Raw genomic sequence first — 20514 nt, 5'->3', positions numbered from 1 at the left:
CCCATCGGGTAGGACGCCCGCCACCCCCAGCGAACGGCTCCCATGAAGATCAACAGCGTCGACATTCGTCCCGGCAACATCCTCGAGTATCAGAACGGGCTGTGGCGCGCGGTCAAGATCCAGCACACGCAGCCCGGCAAGGGCGGTGCCTACATGCAGGTCGAGCTCAAGAACCTGCTCGACGGCCGCAAGACCAACGAGCGTTTCCGCTCCGCCGAGACGGTCGAGAAGGTCCGGCTCGACACCAAGGATTTCCAGTTCCTGTTCGCCGAGGGCGACACCCTGACCTTCATGGACAAGCTGAACTACGACCAGGTTTCGCTCGAGCGCGACCTGCTCGGCGACGCCGCCGAGTTCCTGACCGACGGCATGGACGTGGTCATGGAAACCTATGACGACAAGCCGATCTCGGTCCAGCTGCCGACGCAGATCGAGGCGGTCATCGCCGACACCGAGGCCGTCGTGAAGGGCCAGACCGCATCGTCGAGCTACAAGCCGGCGACGCTGGAGAACGGCGTCCGGGTCATGGTGCCGCCGTTCATCGGCGTCGGGACGCGCATCGTCGTCGACACCTACGAGCGCGAATACGTCCGCCGCGCCGAGTAATACTGCTCCCCTCCCGGTACGGGAGGGGCCGGGGGAGGGCCTTGTGGCTCACTCCGAAGTTCGAGTTTGACCCAAGTCCCACCCCCGACCCCTCCCTGACCGGGAGGGGGGAAGGTTGCAGAATGCCCATCAAGTCCGGCCTGATCACCGTCATGGAGAAAGCCGCGCGCAAGGCCGCGCCGCGCCTGCGCCGCGACTTCAACGAAACCGAGATGCTCCAGGTCTCCAAGAAGGGCCCCGGCGACTTCGTCAGCAACGCCGACCGCGCCAGCGAAGCGACGCTGCGCGAGATCCTCGGCCATGCTCGCCCGACCTGGGGGATGCTGCTCGAGGAGAGCGGCGAGATCGCCGGCGAGGACCCCGACCACCGCTGGATCGTCGACCCCTTGGACGGCACTACCAACTTCCTCCACGGCATGCCGCATTTCGCCATCTCGATCGCCGCCGAGGAGCGCGGCGAGATCGTCGCCGGCCTGGTTTACCAGCCGCTCACCGACGAGAGCTTCTGGGCCGAGAAGGGCAAGGGCGCGTGGCTGCAGGACCGCCGCCTGCGCGTCTCCTCGCGCCGCGACATGAGCGAGTGCGTCATCGCCACCGGTATCCCGTTCGGCGGCCGCGGCGACCAGGTCGAGTTCTCCAAGATCCTCAACGCCGTCATGCCCAGCGTCGCCGGCGTGCGCCGCTTCGGCTCGGCCGCGCTCGACATGGCGTGGGTCGCCGCCGGACGTTTCGATGCGTACTGGGAGAACGGGCTCCAATACTGGGACGTCGCTGCCGGTATCCTGCTGGTCCGCGAGGCGGGCGGCTTCGTCACCGATTACCGTGGCAAGGAGGGCATGATCGGGCGGCAGGAGATTATTGCCGGGAACGATCAGGTACAGTCGAAGCTTCATAAGCTCGTGGCGGGCGCGATCCGCTAGAAGTCGAAGGGTTGTTGCTTGTCGCTTAAGTTTGTCGCCGGTGCCCTGGCATCGTTGCTCGCCACGTCCGCACTCGCCGCCACCACCCAGCTGCCGCGGGGCGTCACGCCGCTCCACTACGATGTCGCGCTGACGCCCGATGCCAAAGCGGCGAAGTTCGGCGGCGTGGTCGGGATCGACCTTCAGATCGACCGCCCGACCAGCACGATCACGCTCAACGCCGCCGGCCTGAAGTTCGCTTCTGCCCGCCTGTCCGGGCCGGCCGGGACCGCGCCCCTGAACGGCAGGATCGCCGTCGACGAGGCCGCGCAGACCGCGACCTTCACCTTCGCCCGCATGGTCACGCCCGGCCGCTATCGGCTGACCCTCGACTACGCCGGCACCATCGGCACGCAGGCGACCGGCCTGTTCCTGCTCGACTATCCCACAGCGGCCGGCAGCAAGCGCGCGCTGTATACCCAGTTCGAGAATTCCAGCGCCCGCATGATGATCCCGTCGTGGGACGAGCCATCGTACAAGGCGACCTTCACGCTGAGTGCCGACGTGCCCAAGGGCCAGATGCCGGTCAGTAACATGCCCATCGCGTCGCGGGTCGAGAGCGGCGACCACGCCCGCGTCACCTTCGCGCCCAGCCCCAAGATGTCGACCTACCTGCTGTTCTTCGGGCTCGGCGCGTTCGACCGCATCACCGCGAAAGCCGGCCAGACCGAGGTCGGCGTCATCGCCAAGGCCGGCGGGGCCGGGCAGGGCCAGTTCGCTCTCGATTCTTCGGTTCTGATCCTGAACGAATACAACGATTATTTTGGCGTGGCCTTCCCGCTGCCCAAGCTCGACAACGTCGCCGCGCCGGGTCGCAGCCAGTTCTTCGGGGCGATGGAGAACTGGGGCGCGATCTTCACCTTCGAGTACGCGATCCTGCTCGACCCGACGATCTCGACCCAGGCCGACAAGCAGCGCAGCTTCGAAGTCAGCGCGCACGAGATGGCGCACCAGTGGTTCGGCGACCTCGTCACGATGGCGTGGTGGGACGACCTATGGCTCAACGAGGGCTTCGCGTCGTGGATGGAGGGTCGCACCTCGGCCAAGCTCCACCCCGAGTGGCACACCGCGCTGTCGGCGGTGGCGGTCCACGAGACCGCGATGGCGCAGGACGGGTTGCCGACGACGCACCCGGTGATCCAGAAGATCGCCACCGTCGAGCAGGCGAGCCAGGCCTTCGACAGCATCACCTACAGCAAGGGCGAGTCGGTCATCCGGATGCTCGAAGCCTATGTGGGGGCCGATGCATGGCGCGACGGCGTGCGGCGCTACATGAAGGCCCACGCCTACGGCAACACCGTGTCCGACGATCTGTGGCGCGAGATGGACAAGGGCGGCAAGCCGGTGACCGCGATCGCGCATCAGTTCACGCTCCAGCCCGGCGTCCCGCTGATCAGCGTCGCCACGAGCTGCAACGCCGGCAAGACCGTCGTCAGCCTGAAGCAAGGTGAGTTCACCAAGGACAAGCGCAAGACGCAGCCGCGCGCCTGGCAGGTGCCGGTGATCGTTGCCAACCGGAGCGGCACGGCAACCACTCTGGTCAGCGGCGGGCAGGGCAATGTCAGCCTCGCGGGCTGCGAGCCGGTCGTCGTCAACGCCGGCCAGACCGGTTATTTCCGCACGCTCTATTCGCCCGCCGATTTCGCGCGGCTGAGTGCAGGTTTCACCAGCCTCGCGCCAATCGACCAGCTCGGGATCATCGCCGACAGCTGGGCGCTCGGGCTGGCGGGCAAGCAACCGGCGTCGGACGCTCTGGCGTTGCTAAAGCGCCTGCCGGTCGACGCCGACCCGCAGATCTGGGGCCGGGCGAGAGCGATAGTGGAAAGCCTCGACACCGATTACAGTGGTGACCCGGCGCGCCAGGCGAAACTGCGCGCCTTCGGTCGCCGGCTCCTGTCGCCGGTCCTCCAGCGCATCGGCTGGAGTGCCAGGGGCGACGAAGTGCCGACCATCGCGATCCTGCGAGCCCAGCTGATTGCCACGCTCGGCACCCTCGGCGATCCCGACGTCGTAAGCGAGGCGCGCCGGCGGTTCGCGGCCGGCGGTGCGGCGATGCCTGCCGAAATCCGTAAGGCGGTGCTCGGTGTCGTTGCCGAGAACGCCGATCCCGCAACCTGGGAGCGGTTGCGCGCCGACGCCGCCGCCGAGAAGACGCCGCTGGTCCGCGATCAATATTACGAATTGCTGGGCACGACCGCCGACCGGGCGCTTGCGCAGCGCGCGCTCGAGCTCGCGCTGACCACGGAACCCGGCGCGACCAACAGTGCCGGTATCCTCAACGCGGTCGCCGAGCGATACCCGGCGCTCGCCTTCGACTTCGCGGTGGCGCACATCGCCGCGGTCGACAAGCTCGTCGACGAGACCGCGCGCAGTCGCTTCTATGCGCGGCTGGCGGACGGCGCGAGCGACGGCGCGGTCATCGACCGCCTCAATGCCTATGCCGCCGCAAAGGTCGCCGCCGGCTCGCGCCGCCCGGTTGACGAGGCGATCGCGAGCATCCGGTACAACGCGATGGTGCGGCGCGAGCGCCTGCCGGTGATCGACGCCTGGCTGGCGAAGAACCCTTGAGAACGTAGTTCCCCTCGCTGAAGAGGGAGAGCATCAGGACGCGCCGAAGCCCCCTCCGGTGTTCCAACACCGTGGGGGCGATAATGTTGGCTCGTCCGGCCTCCGGCTGGTTCCCGCCCGGCGCTAACTGGGTGGGGCCGCGAAGCTGAATGCGAGGCGTGTGATCGCTGCATGGGGCGGGCGTCGACGGAACGGCTGGTGTTGAAACTCGAAGGGTGCCACCCAATCCCGGCTTCACAGGCCAGGATCGGCGGCGTGGTGTCCTGTCGGCGGCGGCTTCCCGTGGTGCCCATGCAGCGAACGCGTAACCGGAGTTCCAGGGTAGCGCTCCCTGTCCGCCGGTGGGCCCTCACCAAAGGATACGAAACCCAGCACCAAGACTAACCGAAAAGGTTCGTAATGTCAAGGGTGTTGGTACGATGGTGGCAAGCCGCCGTCTTCGAGCGAGGGCCTTTTGCCGCGCTGCACAACCTTGCGCTGGCGGACGGCGGAGCATAGAAGCGCACCGAGTTCGCAACCGCACCACAAGGCTAAATTACGCTCATGCCATCGGTCGCCGCCGAGTACCTGCCCGTCCTGCTGTTCATCGGCGTGGCGATCGCGTTCTCGGTCATCTTCGTCGGCGCCCCGGTGCTGATCTCGTGGGGGACGGGGACCAACAAGCCGGACACCGCCAAGCTGTCGGAATACGAGAGCGGCTTCCCGGCATTTTCTGACAGCCGCGCCCAGTTCGACGTGCGGTTCTACCTGGTGGCGATCCTGTTCATCGTCTTCGACCTCGAGGCGGCGTTCCTGTTTCCCTGGGCGGTCAGCTTGCACTGGACCGGGCAAGCGGGCTGGTGGGCGATGATGGAATTTCTCGCCGAACTGGCGCTGGGCCTCGTTTACGCCTGGAAAATCGGCGCACTGGATTGGGAATGAGTACGAACCAACTTCTGACCGAGGAGCAGCAGGCGCGCGTGCTCGGTGACAGCCCGGCCTCGGCGCTGACTGTTCCCGAGGGCCTGCGCGACGGCTTCCTCAGCGATATCAACAAGGAAGTCAGCGACAAGGGCTTCCTCGTCACCTCGACCGAGGACCTGTTCGCCTGGGCGCGAACTGGCTCGATGTGGTGGATGACCTTCGGCCTGGCGTGTTGCGCCGTCGAGATGATGCACACCTCGATGGCGCGCTACGACGTCGAGCGCTTCGGTTTCGCCCCGCGCGCGTCCCCACGCCAGTCCGATGTCATGATCGTCGCCGGGACGCTGTGCAACAAGATGGCTCCCGCGCTGCGCCGGGTCTACGACCAGATGGCCGAGCCGCGCTACGTCATCTCAATGGGCAGCTGCGCCAACGGCGGCGGCTATTACCACTACAGCTACTCGGTGGTTCGCGGCTGCGACCGCATCGTGCCGGTCGATATCTACGTGCCGGGCTGCCCGCCGACCGCGGAGGCCCTGCTTTACGGCATCCTCGCGCTGCAGCGGAAGATGCGCCGCACCGGGACCTTCGAACGGTGACCGCGCACTGGCCTCTCGACAAGCCCGACGCCGGCTTTGACGAGCGTATCCGCGCCGCGTTTCCGGCGGCGACCCTGACGGAGCATGTCGGCGAGTGGACGCTGACCATCGCCCGCGACGGCCTGATCGACGTCGCCACCCGGCTGCGCGACGACTTCGCCTTCGAGCAGTTGATCGACATCGCCGGGGTCGACTACCCCGAGCGGCCCGAGCGCTTTGAGGTCAATTACCTGTTCCTGTCGCTGACCGCGAACCGCCGCATCCGGGTCAAGCTGTTCGCCGACGACGTCGCGCCGGTCGCCTCGCTGACCGGCCTGTGGACCGTCGCCGACTGGTGGGAGCGCGAGGTCTATGACCTGTACGGCGTGCTGTTCAGCGGCCACCCCGACCTGCGCCGCATCCTTACCGACTACGGCTTCAGCGGCCACCCGTTCCGCAAGGATTTCCCGCTGACCGGTCACGTCGAGCTGCGCTACTCCGAGGAGCACAAGCGCGTCGTCTACGAGCCGGTCAAGCTGGCGCAGGACTTCCGCAGCTTCGACTTCCTCAGCCCGTGGGAGGGCACCGACTACGTGCTCCCCGGCGACGAGAAGGCCCCGCAGGTGCCGACTGTCGCCAGCCCGGCCCCGGCTACGGTCTCGGCAGCTCCGGTCGCTCCCGCGGCTCCCGTTGCCGATGCTGCCACTCCAGCCGCGCCAAAGGCTAACTGATGGTCGACGTCAGCATCGAGGTTCGCGCCGCGACCGCCGAAACCCCTGCGGGTAGCCCGCAGGACATCCAGAATTACATGATCAATTTCGGGCCCCAGCACCCGGCGGCGCACGGCGTGCTGCGGCTGGTGATGGAGCTCGACGGCGAGGTCATCGAACGCTGCGACCCGCATATCGGCCTACTCCACCGCGGCACCGAAAAGCTGTGCGAATACAAGACCTACCTGCAGGCGCTGCCCTATATGGACCGCCTCGATTACGTCAGCCCGATGTGCATGGAGCACTCGTACGTGCTGGCGATCGAGAAGCTGGCTGGCGTCGAGGTCCCGCTGCGGGCCCAGTATATCCGCGTCATGTTCGCGGAGATCACCCGCATCCTCAACCACATCATGAACGTCTGCAGCCACGCCAACGACGTCGGCGCGATCACCCCGCTGCTGTGGCTGTTCGAGGAGCGCGAGCACCTGATGGGCTTCTACGAGCGCGTCTCGGGTGCCCGGATGCACGCCGCCTACTTCCGTCCGGGTGGCGTCCATCAGGACCTGCCGACCGGGCTGCTCGAGGACATCGATGCCTGGGCGGTCAAGTTCCCCAAGGTGCTCGGTGAAACTCAGGCGCTGATCGCCGACAACCGCATCTTCAAGCAGCGCAACGTCGACGTCGGCATCATTTCCAAGGCCGACGCGGTCGCGTGGGGCTTTTCTGGCCCGTGCCTGCGCGCCTCCGACGTGGCGTGGGACCTGCGCCGGTCGCAGCCCTACGACGTCTACGAGCGCATGGATTTCGACGTCGTCGTTGGCAACAACGGCGACTGCTACGACCGCTTCATGGTCCGCATGGACGAGATGCGGCAGTCGCTGCGCATCATCCGGCAATGCGTCGCCGAGATGCCCGCGGGCCGCATCGCCACCCTAGACCGCAAGGTCTCGCCGCCGACGCGCACCGAGATGAAGCAGTCGATGGAAGCGCTCATCCACCACTTCAAGCTCTACACCGAGGGCTTCCACGTCCCCGCCGGCGAGGCCTATGTCGCCACCGAGAGTCCCAAGGGCGAGTTTGGCGTCTATCTGGTCAGCGATGGCACCAACAAGCCCTACCGCTGCCACTTCCGCGCCACCGGCTTCAGCCACCTCCAGGCGATGGACTTCCTGTGCAAGGGCCACATGCTGGCCGACGCACCGGCGATCCTCGGGTCGCTGGACGTGGTGTTCGGGGAGGTCGACCGGTGACCACGGGTACGTACAACACCACGCGAGAAGCCAAGGCCGCGCGTCCGCCGCGCGAGCATAGCGACTTCGCCTGGACCCCCGAGAACGCCGCCGAGGCCGATCGCATCATCGCGCTCTATCCGAAGGAGCGCCCGCATTCGGCGATCATGCCGCTGCTGTGGCTGGCGCAGGGCCAGATGGCGGCGCAGCACGGCTCCGGCTGGCTGCCGGTTCCGGTGATCGAGTATGTCGCCGCCCGGATCGCGATGCCGTACATGCGCGCCTACGAGGTCGCGACCTTCTACACGATGTACAATCTTAAGCCCGTCGGGCGCTATCTGGTGCAGGTCTGCGGCACCACGCCGTGCCAGCTGCGCGGCTCCGACGACATCATGAAGGCGTGCCATGACAAGGGCCTGGTCAAGGGCGGCAACACCGCCGACGGCCTGTTCACCTTGTCCGAGGTCGAGTGCCTCGGCGCCTGCGCCAACGCCCCGATGGTCCAGATCAACGAGGACAATTACGAAGACCTGACCTACGACAGCATGACCGCGGTGCTCGAAGCGCTGGCCCGGGGCGAGACGCCGAAGACGGGCTCGCAGATCGGTCGCACGGCAAGCTGCCCCGAGGGCGGGCCGACGTCGCTGCTGGAGATGGCCGGTGCTTGACGACAAGGACCGCATCTTCACCAACCTCTACGGCTTCCAGCCGTGGAACCTGGAGGCCGCCCGCAAGCGCGGCGACTGGGCCGACACGCGCGCCTTGCTCGACCTCGGGCCGGCCGGGATCATCGACATCATCAAGGCGTCCGGCCTGCGCGGCCGCGGCGGCGCTGGCTTCCCGACCGGCCTGAAATGGTCGTTCATGCCCAAGGAATCGAACCCGCTGCGGCCCTCGACCCTGGTCATCAACGCCGACGAGTCCGAGCCCGGGAGCTGCAAGGACCGCGAGATCATCCGCCACGATCCGCACAAGTTGATCGAAGGTGCCCTCGTCGCCGGGTTCGCGATGCACGCAACGGCGGCGTACATCTACGTCCGTGGTGAGTACGTGCGCGAGGCCGAGGTGCTGTTCGCCGCGGTCCGCGAGGCCTATGCCGCCGGTCTTATCGGCAAGAACGCCTGCGGTTCGGGCTATGACTTCGACGTCATCGTCCACCGCGGTGCCGGAGCCTACATCTGCGGCGAGGAAACCGCGATGCTCGAGAGCCTCGAGGGCAAGAAGGGCCAGCCGCGTCTCAAACCTCCGTTTCCTGCCGGTGCAGGCCTCTATGGCAATCCGACGACGGTCAATAACGTCGAGTCGATCGCCGTCGCGCCGACCATCCTGCGCCGCGGCGGCGCATGGTTCGCCGGCATCGGCCGCCCCAAGAACGAGGGCACCAAGCTTTTCCAGATCAGCGGCCACGTCAACAAGCCGTGCGTCGTCGAGGACGCGATGAGCGTGCCGTTCCGCGAGCTGATCGACACGCACTGCGGCGGCATCCGGGGCGGCTGGGACAATCTCCTCGCGGTCATCCCCGGCGGAAGCTCGGTGCCGCTGGTGCCCGCTCACCAGATCATCGACTGCCCGATGGATTTCGACGCGCTCCGCGACCTGAAGTCCGGCCTCGGCACTGCGGCGATCATCGTCATGGACAAGTCGACCGACATCGTCCGCGCCATCGCCCGGCTGTCGTACTTCTACAAGCACGAGAGCTGCGGCCAGTGCACCCCGTGTCGCGAGGGCACCGGCTGGATGTGGCGCGTCATGGAACGCCTCGTCACCGGCGACGCCGAGCCCCACGAGATCGACCTGCTCCTCGAAGTCACCACCGAGATCGAGGGCCACACCATCTGCGCCCTGGGCGACGCGGCCGCATGGCCGATCCAGGGCCTCATCCGCCATTTCCGCCCCGAGATCGAGGTGCGGATCGCCAAGCGTAAGGGGTTCATCCAGGTACCCGGCATGTTGGAGGCGGCAGAATGACGATTCACGCACCACGAGCGATCCCTGACGTCACCGATCGCCTCCGACGCCCGGCGTGGCGCGGACTTGTGCTCGGCATCGCCCTCGTCGTCGCCGCTCCGGTGGCTGCCGCCAGCGACCGCCCGGTCGCCTATCCCGACGTCGTGCGGCAGGCGCTAGGGGACGGGGTCCAGTGCCTCGTCGACGCCGACCCGCAGCGGGCGCGCCAGTTCATCGATTCATTTCCCGGCGGCAAGGACGCCGCGCGCCGGGCCGGCTATTTCGATCGCAGCGAGTGCGTCGTCTCGGCGACCCGCGCGCAGACCATCGAATTTTCGCCGGCACTGTACCGCGGCGCACTGTTCAAGGCGTTCTACATCCAGGACTACGGCGACGGCCCGGCCCGCCTCGTCGAGGGCTCGCCCAATTTCGGCAGCGATGTCACCGGTGCGGACGCCGCGACCGCGCGCGACTATCTCGTGATGCATCAGTTCGCCGAGTGCGTCGTCCGCAAGGACAGCGAGACGGCACGCAAGCTCGTGCTCGCGCGCGTCGAGAGCCCCGCCGAGCGCGCCGCGCTGCGCACCCTCCAGCCGATTCTCGGGCCTTGCATGATCCAGGGCGGATCGGCCGAGGTCAGCAGGGCGACGCTGACCGGGTTGATCGCCGAGGCGCTGTACCGGATTACCGACCGCACCACCGTGAGCGCGAGCGTGAGTCGTGGTTAGTGCCGGCAGGGTAGTCGGAGTTGCTGCGGTGCTGGCGATAGCCGGCAGCGCCGCGGCGCAGGACACGGCGATCGGCTCGCGCCTCAAGGCGCGCGAGGACGTGGCGGTGCGCAGCGGACAGGACTCGATCACGGAAGGGCATCGCTATCTGCGCTGCGTCGTCAACAAGCGCACCGGCAGCGCCGAACGGGTGATCAACGCCACCACAGAAGCTGAGTTCGAGGCCGCCGACCGGGTGCTGAGCCGGGAGGTTACCTGCACGTCGCTGGTGGCCAGCTCCATCCAGCAGACCGGCCAGCGCCTCGCGATGGACCGCGACGTCTATCGCGGCGCGCTTGCCGAGGCGCTGCTCGGGGTGGCCGGCAAGCACCCGGCGCTCGAGCCGCTGCCGCTGCAGCGCGAATATCATAGTCCGTGGGCAGGTGTTTCCGGCCGAAACCTCGTCGTCGAGGAGATGGCGACCTGCGTCGCGGCGATCGCGCCGGCGGGCATCGAGGCCTTGCTGGCAACCAAGCCCGGCTCGCCCGAGGATGCCGCCGCGATCCGCGCCCTGTCGCCAAGCTACTCGACGTGCCTTACCGCCAGTGCCAAGCTCACCGCCAACCGCGCATCGATGCGCGCCGCAATGGCGGAGGCGCTGTATCACCGCCTGCATCCGATCACCCTTGCCGCGACAGCGAAAAACTAGAAATGGCACCATGCCGAAACTAACCGTCGACGGTATCGAGGTCGAAGTGCCCGCGGGCGCGACCGTGCTCCAGGCCTGCGAGGCCGCGGGGGCCGAGATTCCGCGCTTTTGCTACCACGAGCGCCTCAGCATCGCCGGCAACTGCCGGATGTGCCTGGTCGAGATGGAAAAGTCGCCCAAGCCGGTCGCGTCGTGCGCGATGCCGGCCGCCGACGGCCAGGTCGTCATGACCACCACGCCCAAGGTCAAGAAGGCGCGCGAAGGGGTGATGGAGTTCCTGCTCATCAACCACCCGCTCGACTGCCCGATCTGCGACCAGGGCGGCGAGTGCGACCTGCAGGACCAGAGCCTCGCCTACGGCAAGGGCCACACGCGCTATCACGAGAACAAGCGCGCGGTGACCGAGAAGTACATGGGCCCGCTGATCAAGACGGTGATGACGCGCTGCATCCACTGCACGCGCTGCATCCGCTTTGCCGAAGAAGTGGCTGGGATTGAAGAGATCGGCGCGATCGGCCGTGGCGAGAACATGCAGATCACCAGCTACCTCGAGGCGGCGGTCAGCAGCGAGCTGAGCGGCAACGTCATCGACCTGTGCCCGGTCGGCGCGCTGACCTCGAAGCCCTACGCCTTCGCGGCGCGGTCATGGGAGCTGAAGAAGACTCCCGGCATCGACGTCATGGACGCGGTCGGCACCAACATCGTCTTCCATGCCCGCGGCACCCAGATCATGCGGGTCACGCCGCGCATCAACGACGACGTCAACGAGGAATGGGCGAGCGACAAGACGCGGTTCGCGATCGACGGCCTGATGAAGCGCCGCCTCGACACGCCCTACGTCCGGCGTGCCGGCAGGCTGGTCAAGGTGTCGTGGCCCGAGGCCTTCGCGGCGATCCGCGACGGGTTGGCGGGCATTGCCCCGGGCGACATTGCGGGCATCGTCGGTGACCTCTGCGCGATCGAGGACATGGTCGCGTTCAAGGACTTGCTGAACGGTCTCGGCAGCACGCGCATCGAATCGCGTCAGGACGGGGCTTCGATTCCGACCGGGGATCGCAGCGACTATTTGTTCAACTCGACGCTGGCTGGCATCGAGACCGCCGACGCGGTGCTGCTGATCGGCACCGATCCGCGCCACGAGGCGCCGCTGGTCAACACGCGGCTGCGCAAGATCATCCGCGGCAAGCGGGGCCGGGTGTTCGGCCTCGGCACGCCGGTCGACCTGACCTACGACATCGAGTGGCTCGACGAGGTCACCGACGCCGTCGCCGAGGTTTTCGCGCACGCCGAGCGGCCCGCGATCGTCGTCGGCATGGGCGCGGACTTCGCCGCAGCCCGGGCGCTCGCCGACCGGCTGGGCGTCGTCAGGGACGGCTGGAACGGCTGGAACGTCCTCCACACCGCTGCCGCCCGTGTCGGCGCGCTCGACCTCGGCCTGACCGTCGACGGCGTTGCCAGCCTGTCCGACGCCAAGGCGCTGTTCCTGCTCGGCGCGGACGAGATCGACGCCGGCGCGAGCGCCTTCACGGTCTACATCGGCACCCATGGCGACCGCGGCGTCCGCCATGCCGACGTCATCCTGCCAAGCGCCGCCTATGGCGAGAAGCCCGGCACCTGGGTCAACCTCGAGGGCCGCGTCCAGCGCGGCCAGCGCGCCACCTTCCCGCCCGGCGAGGCCCGCGAGGACTGGACGATCTTCCGCGCGCTGTCCGACGTGCTGGGCAAGACGCTGCCATACAACGACGCCACGGCATTGCGCGCGCGGATCGCGGGCGAGTGGCCGTGGCTGGCTGTCGAGGGTTTGAGCGACGCCCAAGTCACTCGTCATCCCCGCGTAGGCGGGGACCCATCACCCCAAGTCTCCGTGGTGATGGGTCCCCGCCTACGCGGGGATGACGGCGAGCGCGTGTCGGATGCTGACCGCAAACATGCCTTCTACCTCTCCAACCCGATCGCCCGCGCCAGCGAAACCATGGCTGAGTGCATCCGCGACATCGTTGAAGCTGCCCACCCGGTCCTCGAGGCCGCCGAATGACCTACACGGGCTTCTTCCAGCAGTACCTCGGTGCCGACTGGGGCTATTTCGTCGCGACGATCACGCTGATTCTGCTGATCGCGTTGCCGGTGATGCTCGGCGTCGCGCTGGCGGTGTATTTCGACCGCAAGATCTGGGCCGCGATGCAGATGCGGCGCGGGCCCAACGTCGTCGGCCCGTTCGGGATCATGCAGACGTTTGCCGACGCGGCGAAGTTGTTCCTCAAGGAAACCATTATCCCCTCGGGCGCCAACAAGGGCGTCTTCATCATCGCGCCGATGATCACCTTCGTGCTGGCATTGCTGTCGTGGGCGGTCATGCCGTTCAACGCCGGCGCGGTGCTGGCGGACCTGAACGTCGGCCTGCTGTACATTTTCGCGGTCAGCTCGATGGGCGTCTACGGCATCATCATGTCGGGCTGGGCGTCGAACTCGAAATACCCGTTCCTCGGCGGGCTGAGGTCCGCGGCGCAGATGGTTAGCTATGAAGTCTCGATGGGCTTCATCCTGGTCACCGTGATCATGTATGCCAACAGCCTCAACCTCGGCGACATCGTGCGAAGCCAGCAGGGCAACATCCTCGGCTTCCTCAACGGCAACATCTTCAACCCGCTGCTGTTTCCGATGGCGATCATGTTCTTCATCACCGCGCTGGCGGAAACCAACCGGCCGCCGTTCGACCTGCCCGAGGCGGAAGCCGAGCTCGTCGCCGGCTACCAGGTCGAGTATTCCTCGATGGCCTTCGCGCTGTTCTTCCTCGGCGAGTACGCCAACGTGCTGTTCATGTGCGCACTGACGTCGGTACTGTTCCTCGGCGGCTGGCTGCCCCCGGTCGACTGGGCGCCGCTGTATATCGTGCCGGGCTTCATCTGGTTCTTCCTGAAGCTGTTCTTCATGTTCTTCGTCTTCGCCTGGGTGAAGGCGACGGTTCCGCGCTACCGCTACGACCAGTTGATGCGCCTCGGTTGGAAAATCTTCCTGCCGCTCAGCCTGTTCTGGGTGGTGGTGGTCAGCGGCTGGCTGATGTTCACCGGCCATTTCGCGAGTGTCCCCGCATGACCGCCGTCTTCCGCGCCGCCAAGTCGCTGCTGCTGCTCGAGTTCATCCACGCGATGGGCCTGACGCTCAGCTATTTCTTCCGTCCCAAGGTGACGCTCAACTACCCGTACGAGAAGGGCCCCGTGTCGCCACGCTTCCGCGGGGAGCACGCGCTGCGGCGCTATCCGAACGGCGAGGAACGCTGCATCGCGTGCAAGCTCTGCGAGGCAGTGTGCCCGGCGCTGGCGATCACCATCGAGGCCGAACCGCGCGAGGACGGTAGCCGCCGCACGACCCGCTACGACATCGACATGACCAAGTGCATCTACTGCGGCCTGTGCCAGGAAGCCTGCCCGGTCGACGCGATCGTCGAGACCCCGAACTTCGAATTCTCGACCGAAACGCGCGAGGAACTGATCTACGACAAGGACAAGTTGCTCCAGAACGGGGAGCGTTGGGAGCGCGTGATCGCGACCAACCTTGCGGCGGATGCGGCGTGGCGGTAGGACGCGCCGCACGCCCCGCCGCACCGCAGCATCGGATTTCAAACCTAGCGTGACCGCCGTTTTCGCCTTCTACCTGTTCGCAGGCATCGTCATCGCGTCCGGCGTGCTGACGATCACCTCGAAGAACCCCGTGCACTCGGTGCTGTGGCTGATCTGCGCGTTTTTCAACGCTGCCGGCCTGTTCATCCTGCTCGGCGCGGAGTTCCTCGCGATGCTGCTGGTCATCGTCTACGTCGGCGCGGTCGCGGTGCTGTTCCTGTTCGTCGTGATGATGCTCGACATCGATTTCGCGGCGCTGCGTGCCGGGTTCGTCAAGGCGCTGCCGGTCGGGCTGCTGCTGGCGCTGGTGCTGGTTTCGGAGCTGGTCTTCGTCGCCGGCTCGAGCAACCTCATTGTCGTGCCGGCCAAGGTCGCGACGCCGCTGCTCGGCATGGTCGGCATGAGCAATACCCAGGCGCTCGGGTCGGTGCTCTACACCAAGTATCTGTTCGTATTTCAGGCGGCCGGCATGGTGCTGCTGACCGCGATGGTCGGCGCGATCGTGCTGACCCATCGCCAGCGCCCGGGCACCAAGCGCCAGAATATCGGCGCTCAGGTCAGCCGCACGCCGGCCTCGGCGACGCGCCATGTCCAACCGGTAAGCGGGGAGGGCGTGACCCTGTGAGCGGCGCGATAGGTCTGGGCCACTACATCACCGTCAGCGCGATCCTGTTCGTGCTCGGCGTCTTCGGCATCGCGATCAACCGCAAGAACGTGATCATCATCCTGATGTCGATCGAGCTGATCCTGCTCGCGGTGAACATCAACTTCGTCGCGTTCTCCGCCTTCCTCGGCGACCTGTCGGGCCAGGTGTTCGCGATGTTCGTGCTGACCGTCGCGGCCGCCGAGGCGGCGATCGGGTTGGCGATCCTGGTCATCTACTTCCGCAATCGCGGCACCATCGCGGTCGACGACATTCCGATGATGAAGGGCTGAGGGGCATGATCCAGCTCCTCGTTTTCCTGCCGCTGGCGGCCGCCTTGATCGCGGGCCTCGGCAACCGGATGCTCGGCAATACCGTCGCCAAGTTGGTGACCACCGCGGCGCTGTTCGTCTCGGCGGCGCTGGCGTGGGTGGTGTTCCTCGACATCGGGCTCGCGCACGGTGCGGCGTACACGGTGCCGGTCCTCGAATGGATCACCTCCGGCGACCTGCACGTCGACTGGGCGTTTCGGGTGGACACGCTGACCGCGGTCATGCTGGTCGTGATCACCACGGTGTCGGCACTCGTCCACCTGTACTCGTGGGGCTACATGGACGAGGACCCCGACCAGCCGCGGTTCTTCGCCTATCTGTCGCTGTTCACCTTTGCGATGCTGATGCTGGTGACCGCCGACAACCTGGTGCAGATGTTCTTCGGCTGGGAGGGCGTCGGCCTCGCCTCGTACCTGCTGATCGGCTTCTGGTACTACAAGCCGACCGCCAATGCGGCCGCGATCAAGGCCTTCGTCGTCAACCGGGTCGGCGACTTCGGCTTCTCGCTCGGCATCTTCGCGACCTTCCTGGTGTTCGGCACGGTCCAGCTGACCCCGATCCTCGCGGGTGCTGCCGCGATGAAGGGCTCGACGCTGACCTTCCTCGGCATGCCGTTCGACACCATGACCTGCGTCTGCCTGCTGCTGTTCGTCGGCGCGATGGGCAAGTCGGCGCAGCTCGGTCTGCACACCTGGCTGCCCGACGCGATGGAGGGCCCGACCCCGGTTTCCGCCCTGATCCACGCCGCGACAATGGTCACCGCCGGCGTCTTCATGGTCTGCCGCCTGTCCCCGATGTTCGAGGCGGCGCCGACTGCGTTGACGGTCGTCACTTACGTGGGTGCCGCGACGGCGCTGTTCGCCGCCACCGTTGCCTGCGTGCAGACCGACATCAAGCGCGTCATCGCCTATTCGACCTGCTCGCAACTCGGCTACATGTTCTTCGCCGCCGGTTCCGGAGCGTACGGCGCGGCGATGTTCCACCTGTTCACGCACGCCTTCTTCAAGGCGCTGCTGTTCCTCGGTGCGGGCGCGGTCATCCACTCGATGCACCACGAGCAGGACATGCGCTTCTATGGCGGCCTGCGGAAATCGATCCCGATCACCTTCGCGGCGATGACCATCGGCACGCTGTCGCTGACCGGCTTCTTCTTCACGTCCGGGTATTTCTCCAAGGATGCGCTGCTCGAGGCCGCCTACGCCAACGGCAGCGAAGCCTCCGTGGTGGCGTTCGCGGTCGGTGCGCTGGTCGCGCTGCTGACCAGTTTCTACTCGTGGCGCCTCGTCTTCCTGACCTTCTTCGGCGAAGCGCGCTGGGGTGCGAGCGAGCACATCCAGCACGCGCTGCACGACGCTCATGGCGGCGGCGACCACGGCCACGATACCGAGGAAACCAACGACAGCGTCGGCGAGGAGCATTCGTCCACGCCCGTCCACGCGCAGGTTCCGCACGGCACCGGCGGCTACCACCCGCACGAGAGTCCGTGGACGATGCTGCTGCCGCTGGTCGTGCTGTCGGTCGGCGCGCTGTTCGCGGGCTGGGCCTTCCACGACGTCTTTCTCGGGCCGGAGCGCGCGGCCGAGTTCTGGCACGGCGCGACGGTCGTCCGTGGCGGTCTCGCCGAAGCGATGGAGCACGTTCCGGAGTGGGTCGTCTGGACCCCGGGCGCGGTCATGCTGATCGGCTTCGTCGGGGCGTGGTTCGCCTACATGCGCGCCACCGACCTGCCGGCGAAGTTCGTCGCCTCGAACCGGGGGCTGTACGCCTTCCTCACGCACAAATGGTATTTCGACGAATTGTATAACGCCATCTTCGTCCGCCCTGCCTTCGCTATCGGGCGGTTCTTCTGGAAGCGCGGCGATGCCGGCCTTATCGACCGCTTCGGGCCCGATGGCGTCTCGGCGTTGGTCGCCAGCGGTGCCGGTGCCGCCAAGCGTTTCCAGTCGGGGGCGATCTATGCCTATGCCCTGGTCATGCTGATCGGCCTCGCAGCGGGCGCAACCTGGGTGCTCGCGCCGCTGATGGGCGGCCAGTGATGGGTTTCCCGGTGCTGAGCCTGCTGCTCCTGCTGCCGCTCGTCGGCGTTGCGTGGATCCTGTTCAACGGGACCGCCAGCAACGCCCGCTGGACCGCACTCGTGTTCACGCTCGCCGAGCTCGTCATCGGAGCCGGCCTGTGGCTCAACTTCGACAGTTCCACCGCGGCGTTCCAGTATGTCGAGAACCTGCCGCTGTTCGCGCCGTACTTCAGCTGGCACCTCGGCATCGACGGCATCGCGCTGATGCTGGTCGTGCTGACCGTGTTTCTGATGCCGCTCTGCATCCTCGCGTCATGGACCTCGATAGAAAAGCGTGTGCCCGAGTACATGGCGGCATTCCTGCTGATGGAATCGCTGATGCTCGGCGTTTTTGCCAGCCTCGACCTGTTCCTGTTCTACGTCTTCTTCGAGGGCGGCCTGATCCCGATGTACCTGATCATCGGCATCTGGGGCGGCGCGCGGCGCATCTACGCGAGCTACAAGTTCTTCCTCTACACGCTGCTCGGGTCGGTGCTGATGCTGCTAGCGATGCTCTACATGGTTGGTGTCGCGCACACGACCGACATCCGGGCGCTGCTGACCTACGACTTCGCCCCCGCGGCGCAGACCTGGCTGTGGCTGGCGTTCTTCGCGTCGTTCGCGGTCAAGATGCCGATGTGGCCGGTCCACACCTGGTTGCCCGATGCCCACGTCGAGGCCCCGACGGCGGGCTCGGTGATCCTGGCGGGCGTGATGCTCAAGCTCGGCGGCTACGGCTTCGTGCGCTTCTCGCTGCCGATGTTCCCGGAAGGCTCGGCGCAGTTCCTGCCGCTGATCTTCGGATTGAGCGTCGTCGCGGTGATCTACACCAGCCTCGTCGCGCTGGTGCAGACCGACATGAAGAAGCTCATCGCCTATTCCAGCGTCGCCCACATGGGCTTCGTCACGGCGGGGCTGTTCGTCTTCAACCGGCAGGGCATCGAGGGCGGCATCCTGATGATGCTCAGCCACGGCGTCATTTCGGGCGCGTTGTTCCTGTGCGTCGGCGTGGTCTACGACCGGCTGCACACCCGCGACATCGCGCGCTACGGCGGGTTGGCCAACAACATGCCGAAATACGCCCTGTTCTTCATGCTGTTCACCATGGCCTCGGTCGGGCTGCCAGCGACCAGCGGCTTCGTCAGCGAGTTCCTGGTGCTGATCGGTACCTACCAGATCTCGACCTGGCTGGCGGCGGGCATGACGATGGGGATCATCCTCGGCGCGGCCTACATGCTGTGGCTGTACCGCCGCGTGTTCTACGGCGACCCCGCCAATCCCGACGCGGCGGCGATGACCGATTTGTCGGCGCGCGAGGTCGGCATTCTGGTGGCCGCGGCGATCCCGGTACTGTGGATGGGTATCTACCCGACCAGCTTCATGACCCCGCTGCATGCGCCGGTTACCGCGATCCTGCAGCGTATCGAGCGGGCGCGCCCGGTTGGTGAGTTGGTCCAGAGCGGCATGGCGGCACGCGCCGCGCCGGTAACCGCACCCGAGGCCGCTCGATGAACCCGGTGTTTGCCTCCATCCAGATCGCCGCGCCGGAGCTGGTGCTGACCATCGGCGCGCTGTTCACGCTGATCCTAGGCGTCTTCCGCGGCGACCGCAGCCTGGTGCCGCTGACGTGGGTGTGCGTCCTGATCTTCGCCATCGCCGGCGTCGCTGCGGTGACCGGCGTACCCGGCCTCGCGTTCGGCGGTCTGTACATCGCCGACGGCTTCTCGGTGTTTCTGAAGGTCCTCGTCCTCGGCGGCGCGGCGGTCAGCGCGGTGCTGGCGCTGCCCTACCTTGCCAAGGCCGACACCGGGCGCTTCGAGTACCCCGTCCTGCTGGTGCTCAGCGCGCTTGGCATGTGCATGATGGTCAGCGCGCACGACATGCTGACGCTCTACATCGGGCTCGAGTTGCAGAGCCTGGCCGCCTACGTGCTTGCCGCCTTCCACCGCAACGAGGCGAAATCGAGCGAAGCCGGCCTCAAGTACTTCATCCTCGGCGCGCTCGCCTCGGGCATTCTGCTGTACGGGATCAGCCTGGTCTACGGGTTCGGCGGCTCGACCGATTTCGCGACGCTGGCTAGCGCGGTCCACGGCCGCTCGACCGGCGTCATGTTCGGCCTGGTGTTCATCCTCGCAGGACTCATGTTCAAGATCTCCGCGGTGCCGTTCCACATGTGGACACCGGACGTCTACGAGGGCGCGCCGACACCGGTCGCGGCGTTCTTCGCCTCCGCTCCAAAGGCGGCGGCGATGGGCCTGCTGGTCCGCGTCTGCGTCGAGGCGTTCGGTGGCATGACGCTCGACTGGCGGCAGATCGTTACCTTCGTCAGCATTGCCTCGATGGTGCTCGGCGCGGTCGGCGCGATCGGCCAGACCAACATCAAGCGCCTGCTCGGTTATTCGTCGATCAACAACGTCGGCTTCGCGCTGATCGGGCTGGCGGCGGGCACTGTCGACGGCATCACCGGCGTGCTGTTCTACATGGCGGTCTACCTGGTGATGACGCTCGGCAGCTTCCTCTGCGTGCTCCAGATGCGCGATCTGGACGGCAACCCGGTCGAGACGCTGGCCAGTCTCGATGGCCTGTCGCGGAATCGCAAGGGCCTGTCGGCCGCACTGGCGATCTTCATGTTCAGTCTTGCCGGCATTCCGCCGCTGCTCGGCTTCTGGCCCAAGTTCGCGGTGTTCACCGCCGCCATCGACGCGCAGCTGTACCTGCTCGCCATCGTCGGCGTCGTCGCCAGCGTGATCGGGGCCTATTATTACCTGCGCGTCGTCAAGGCCATGTACTTCGACGAGCCCGCCGCGCCGTACGCCGCGTCGAACAGCCGGGTGAACGCGGCGATGATCGGGGTGGCGGCGCTGGCCTGCTCGCCGCTCGGGATGCTGGCAATCGGGCCGCTGGCAGGCGCGGCGCGGGCGGCTGCGAGCGCGTTGTTCTGACACATACG

Annotated in this window: 19 protein-coding genes; all 19 read left to right on the top strand. The window is 66.7% G+C overall.

Annotated features, from left to right (window positions below):
* Nucleotides 1–42 precede the first annotated feature (42 nt).
* Nucleotides 43–606 (top strand): elongation factor P, encoded by a 564-nt coding sequence (efp, locus tag KX816_11155; protein QXQ04859.1) that lies wholly within the window; start codon nucleotides 43–45, stop codon nucleotides 604–606.
* A gap of 122 nt (nucleotides 607–728) precedes the next feature.
* Nucleotides 729–1526: an inositol monophosphatase gene (locus KX816_11150; protein ID QXQ04858.1), complete on the top strand. Its 798-nt coding sequence runs from the start codon at nucleotides 729–731 to the stop codon at nucleotides 1524–1526.
* 18 nt (nucleotides 1527–1544) lie between these two features.
* The gene (locus KX816_11145) at nucleotides 1545–4133 is read left to right on the top strand and encodes a M1 family metallopeptidase (GenBank protein QXQ04857.1); all 2589 of its coding nucleotides are present in this window, start codon (nucleotides 1545–1547) and stop codon (nucleotides 4131–4133) included.
* Between the two features lie 543 nt (nucleotides 4134–4676).
* Nucleotides 4677–5054 carry an NADH-quinone oxidoreductase subunit A gene (gene ndhC, locus KX816_11140; GenBank protein QXQ04856.1) on the top strand — a complete coding sequence of 126 codons (378 nt, stop codon included), beginning with the start codon at nucleotides 4677–4679 and terminating at the stop codon, nucleotides 5052–5054.
* On the top strand, nucleotides 5051–5635 hold the full coding sequence (locus KX816_11135; GenBank protein ID QXQ04855.1) for an NADH-quinone oxidoreductase subunit B: 585 nt from the start codon (nucleotides 5051–5053) through the stop codon (nucleotides 5633–5635). The genes ndhC and KX816_11135 overlap by 4 nt, the downstream gene beginning before the upstream one ends.
* Nucleotides 5632–6345 carry an NADH-quinone oxidoreductase subunit C gene (locus tag KX816_11130; GenBank protein ID QXQ04854.1) on the top strand — a complete coding sequence of 238 codons (714 nt, stop codon included), beginning with the start codon at nucleotides 5632–5634 and terminating at the stop codon, nucleotides 6343–6345. The genes KX816_11135 and KX816_11130 overlap by 4 nt, the downstream gene beginning before the upstream one ends.
* On the top strand, nucleotides 6345–7574 hold the full coding sequence (locus KX816_11125; protein ID QXQ04853.1) for an NADH-quinone oxidoreductase subunit D: 1230 nt from the start codon (nucleotides 6345–6347) through the stop codon (nucleotides 7572–7574). Before KX816_11130 ends, KX816_11125 begins: the two co-directional genes overlap by 1 nt.
* Entirely contained in the window at nucleotides 7571–8221 is a 651-nt protein-coding gene (gene nuoE / locus KX816_11120; protein QXQ04852.1) for an NADH-quinone oxidoreductase subunit NuoE, read from the top strand. The genes KX816_11125 and nuoE overlap by 4 nt, the downstream gene beginning before the upstream one ends.
* Nucleotides 8214–9521: an NADH-quinone oxidoreductase subunit NuoF gene (nuoF, locus tag KX816_11115; GenBank protein QXQ04851.1), complete on the top strand. Its 1308-nt coding sequence runs from the start codon at nucleotides 8214–8216 to the stop codon at nucleotides 9519–9521. The genes nuoE and nuoF overlap by 8 nt, the downstream gene beginning before the upstream one ends.
* Nucleotides 9518–10228: a hypothetical protein gene (locus KX816_11110; GenBank protein ID QXQ04850.1), complete on the top strand. Its 711-nt coding sequence runs from the start codon at nucleotides 9518–9520 to the stop codon at nucleotides 10226–10228. The genes nuoF and KX816_11110 overlap by 4 nt, the downstream gene beginning before the upstream one ends.
* Before the next feature lie 28 nt (nucleotides 10229–10256).
* Nucleotides 10257–10916: a hypothetical protein gene (locus KX816_11105; protein QXQ04849.1), complete on the top strand. Its 660-nt coding sequence runs from the start codon at nucleotides 10257–10259 to the stop codon at nucleotides 10914–10916.
* A 10-nt stretch (nucleotides 10917–10926) separates the two neighbouring features.
* Nucleotides 10927–12951, top strand: a complete 2025-nt coding sequence (gene nuoG, locus KX816_11100; protein QXQ04848.1) for an NADH-quinone oxidoreductase subunit NuoG — start codon at nucleotides 10927–10929, stop codon at nucleotides 12949–12951.
* Nucleotides 12948–14009, top strand: a complete 1062-nt coding sequence (gene nuoH / locus KX816_11095) for an NADH-quinone oxidoreductase subunit NuoH (GenBank protein QXQ04847.1) — start codon at nucleotides 12948–12950, stop codon at nucleotides 14007–14009. The genes nuoG and nuoH overlap by 4 nt, the downstream gene beginning before the upstream one ends.
* On the top strand, nucleotides 14006–14494 hold the full coding sequence (gene nuoI, locus KX816_11090) for an NADH-quinone oxidoreductase subunit NuoI (protein ID QXQ04846.1): 489 nt from the start codon (nucleotides 14006–14008) through the stop codon (nucleotides 14492–14494). Before nuoH ends, nuoI begins: the two co-directional genes overlap by 4 nt.
* Before the next feature lie 49 nt (nucleotides 14495–14543).
* A complete protein-coding gene (locus KX816_11085) occupies nucleotides 14544–15158 on the top strand; it encodes an NADH-quinone oxidoreductase subunit J (GenBank protein QXQ04845.1) in 615 nt (204 codons plus the stop codon).
* An 8-nt stretch (nucleotides 15159–15166) separates the two neighbouring features.
* Nucleotides 15167–15469 (top strand): NADH-quinone oxidoreductase subunit NuoK, encoded by a 303-nt coding sequence (gene nuoK / locus KX816_11080; protein ID QXQ08524.1) that lies wholly within the window; start codon nucleotides 15167–15169, stop codon nucleotides 15467–15469.
* Between the two features lie 5 nt (nucleotides 15470–15474).
* A complete protein-coding gene (gene nuoL / locus KX816_11075; protein QXQ04844.1) occupies nucleotides 15475–17544 on the top strand; it encodes an NADH-quinone oxidoreductase subunit L in 2070 nt (689 codons plus the stop codon).
* Nucleotides 17541–19076, top strand: coding sequence for an NADH-quinone oxidoreductase subunit M (locus KX816_11070; GenBank protein QXQ04843.1), 1536 nt, complete (start codon nucleotides 17541–17543; stop codon nucleotides 19074–19076). The genes nuoL and KX816_11070 overlap by 4 nt, the downstream gene beginning before the upstream one ends.
* Nucleotides 19073–20506, top strand: a complete 1434-nt coding sequence (gene nuoN, locus KX816_11065; protein QXQ04842.1) for an NADH-quinone oxidoreductase subunit NuoN — start codon at nucleotides 19073–19075, stop codon at nucleotides 20504–20506. The genes KX816_11070 and nuoN overlap by 4 nt, the downstream gene beginning before the upstream one ends.
* The last annotated feature ends 8 nt before the right edge of the window (nucleotides 20507–20514 follow it).

This window comes from Sphingosinicellaceae bacterium, assembly GCA_019285715.1.
Classification (GTDB): Bacteria; Pseudomonadota; Alphaproteobacteria; order Sphingomonadales; family Sphingomonadaceae; genus Glacieibacterium.
The sequence above is the reverse complement of the archived record's forward strand: the minus strand, read 5'-3'. Positions and strand labels throughout refer to the sequence as shown.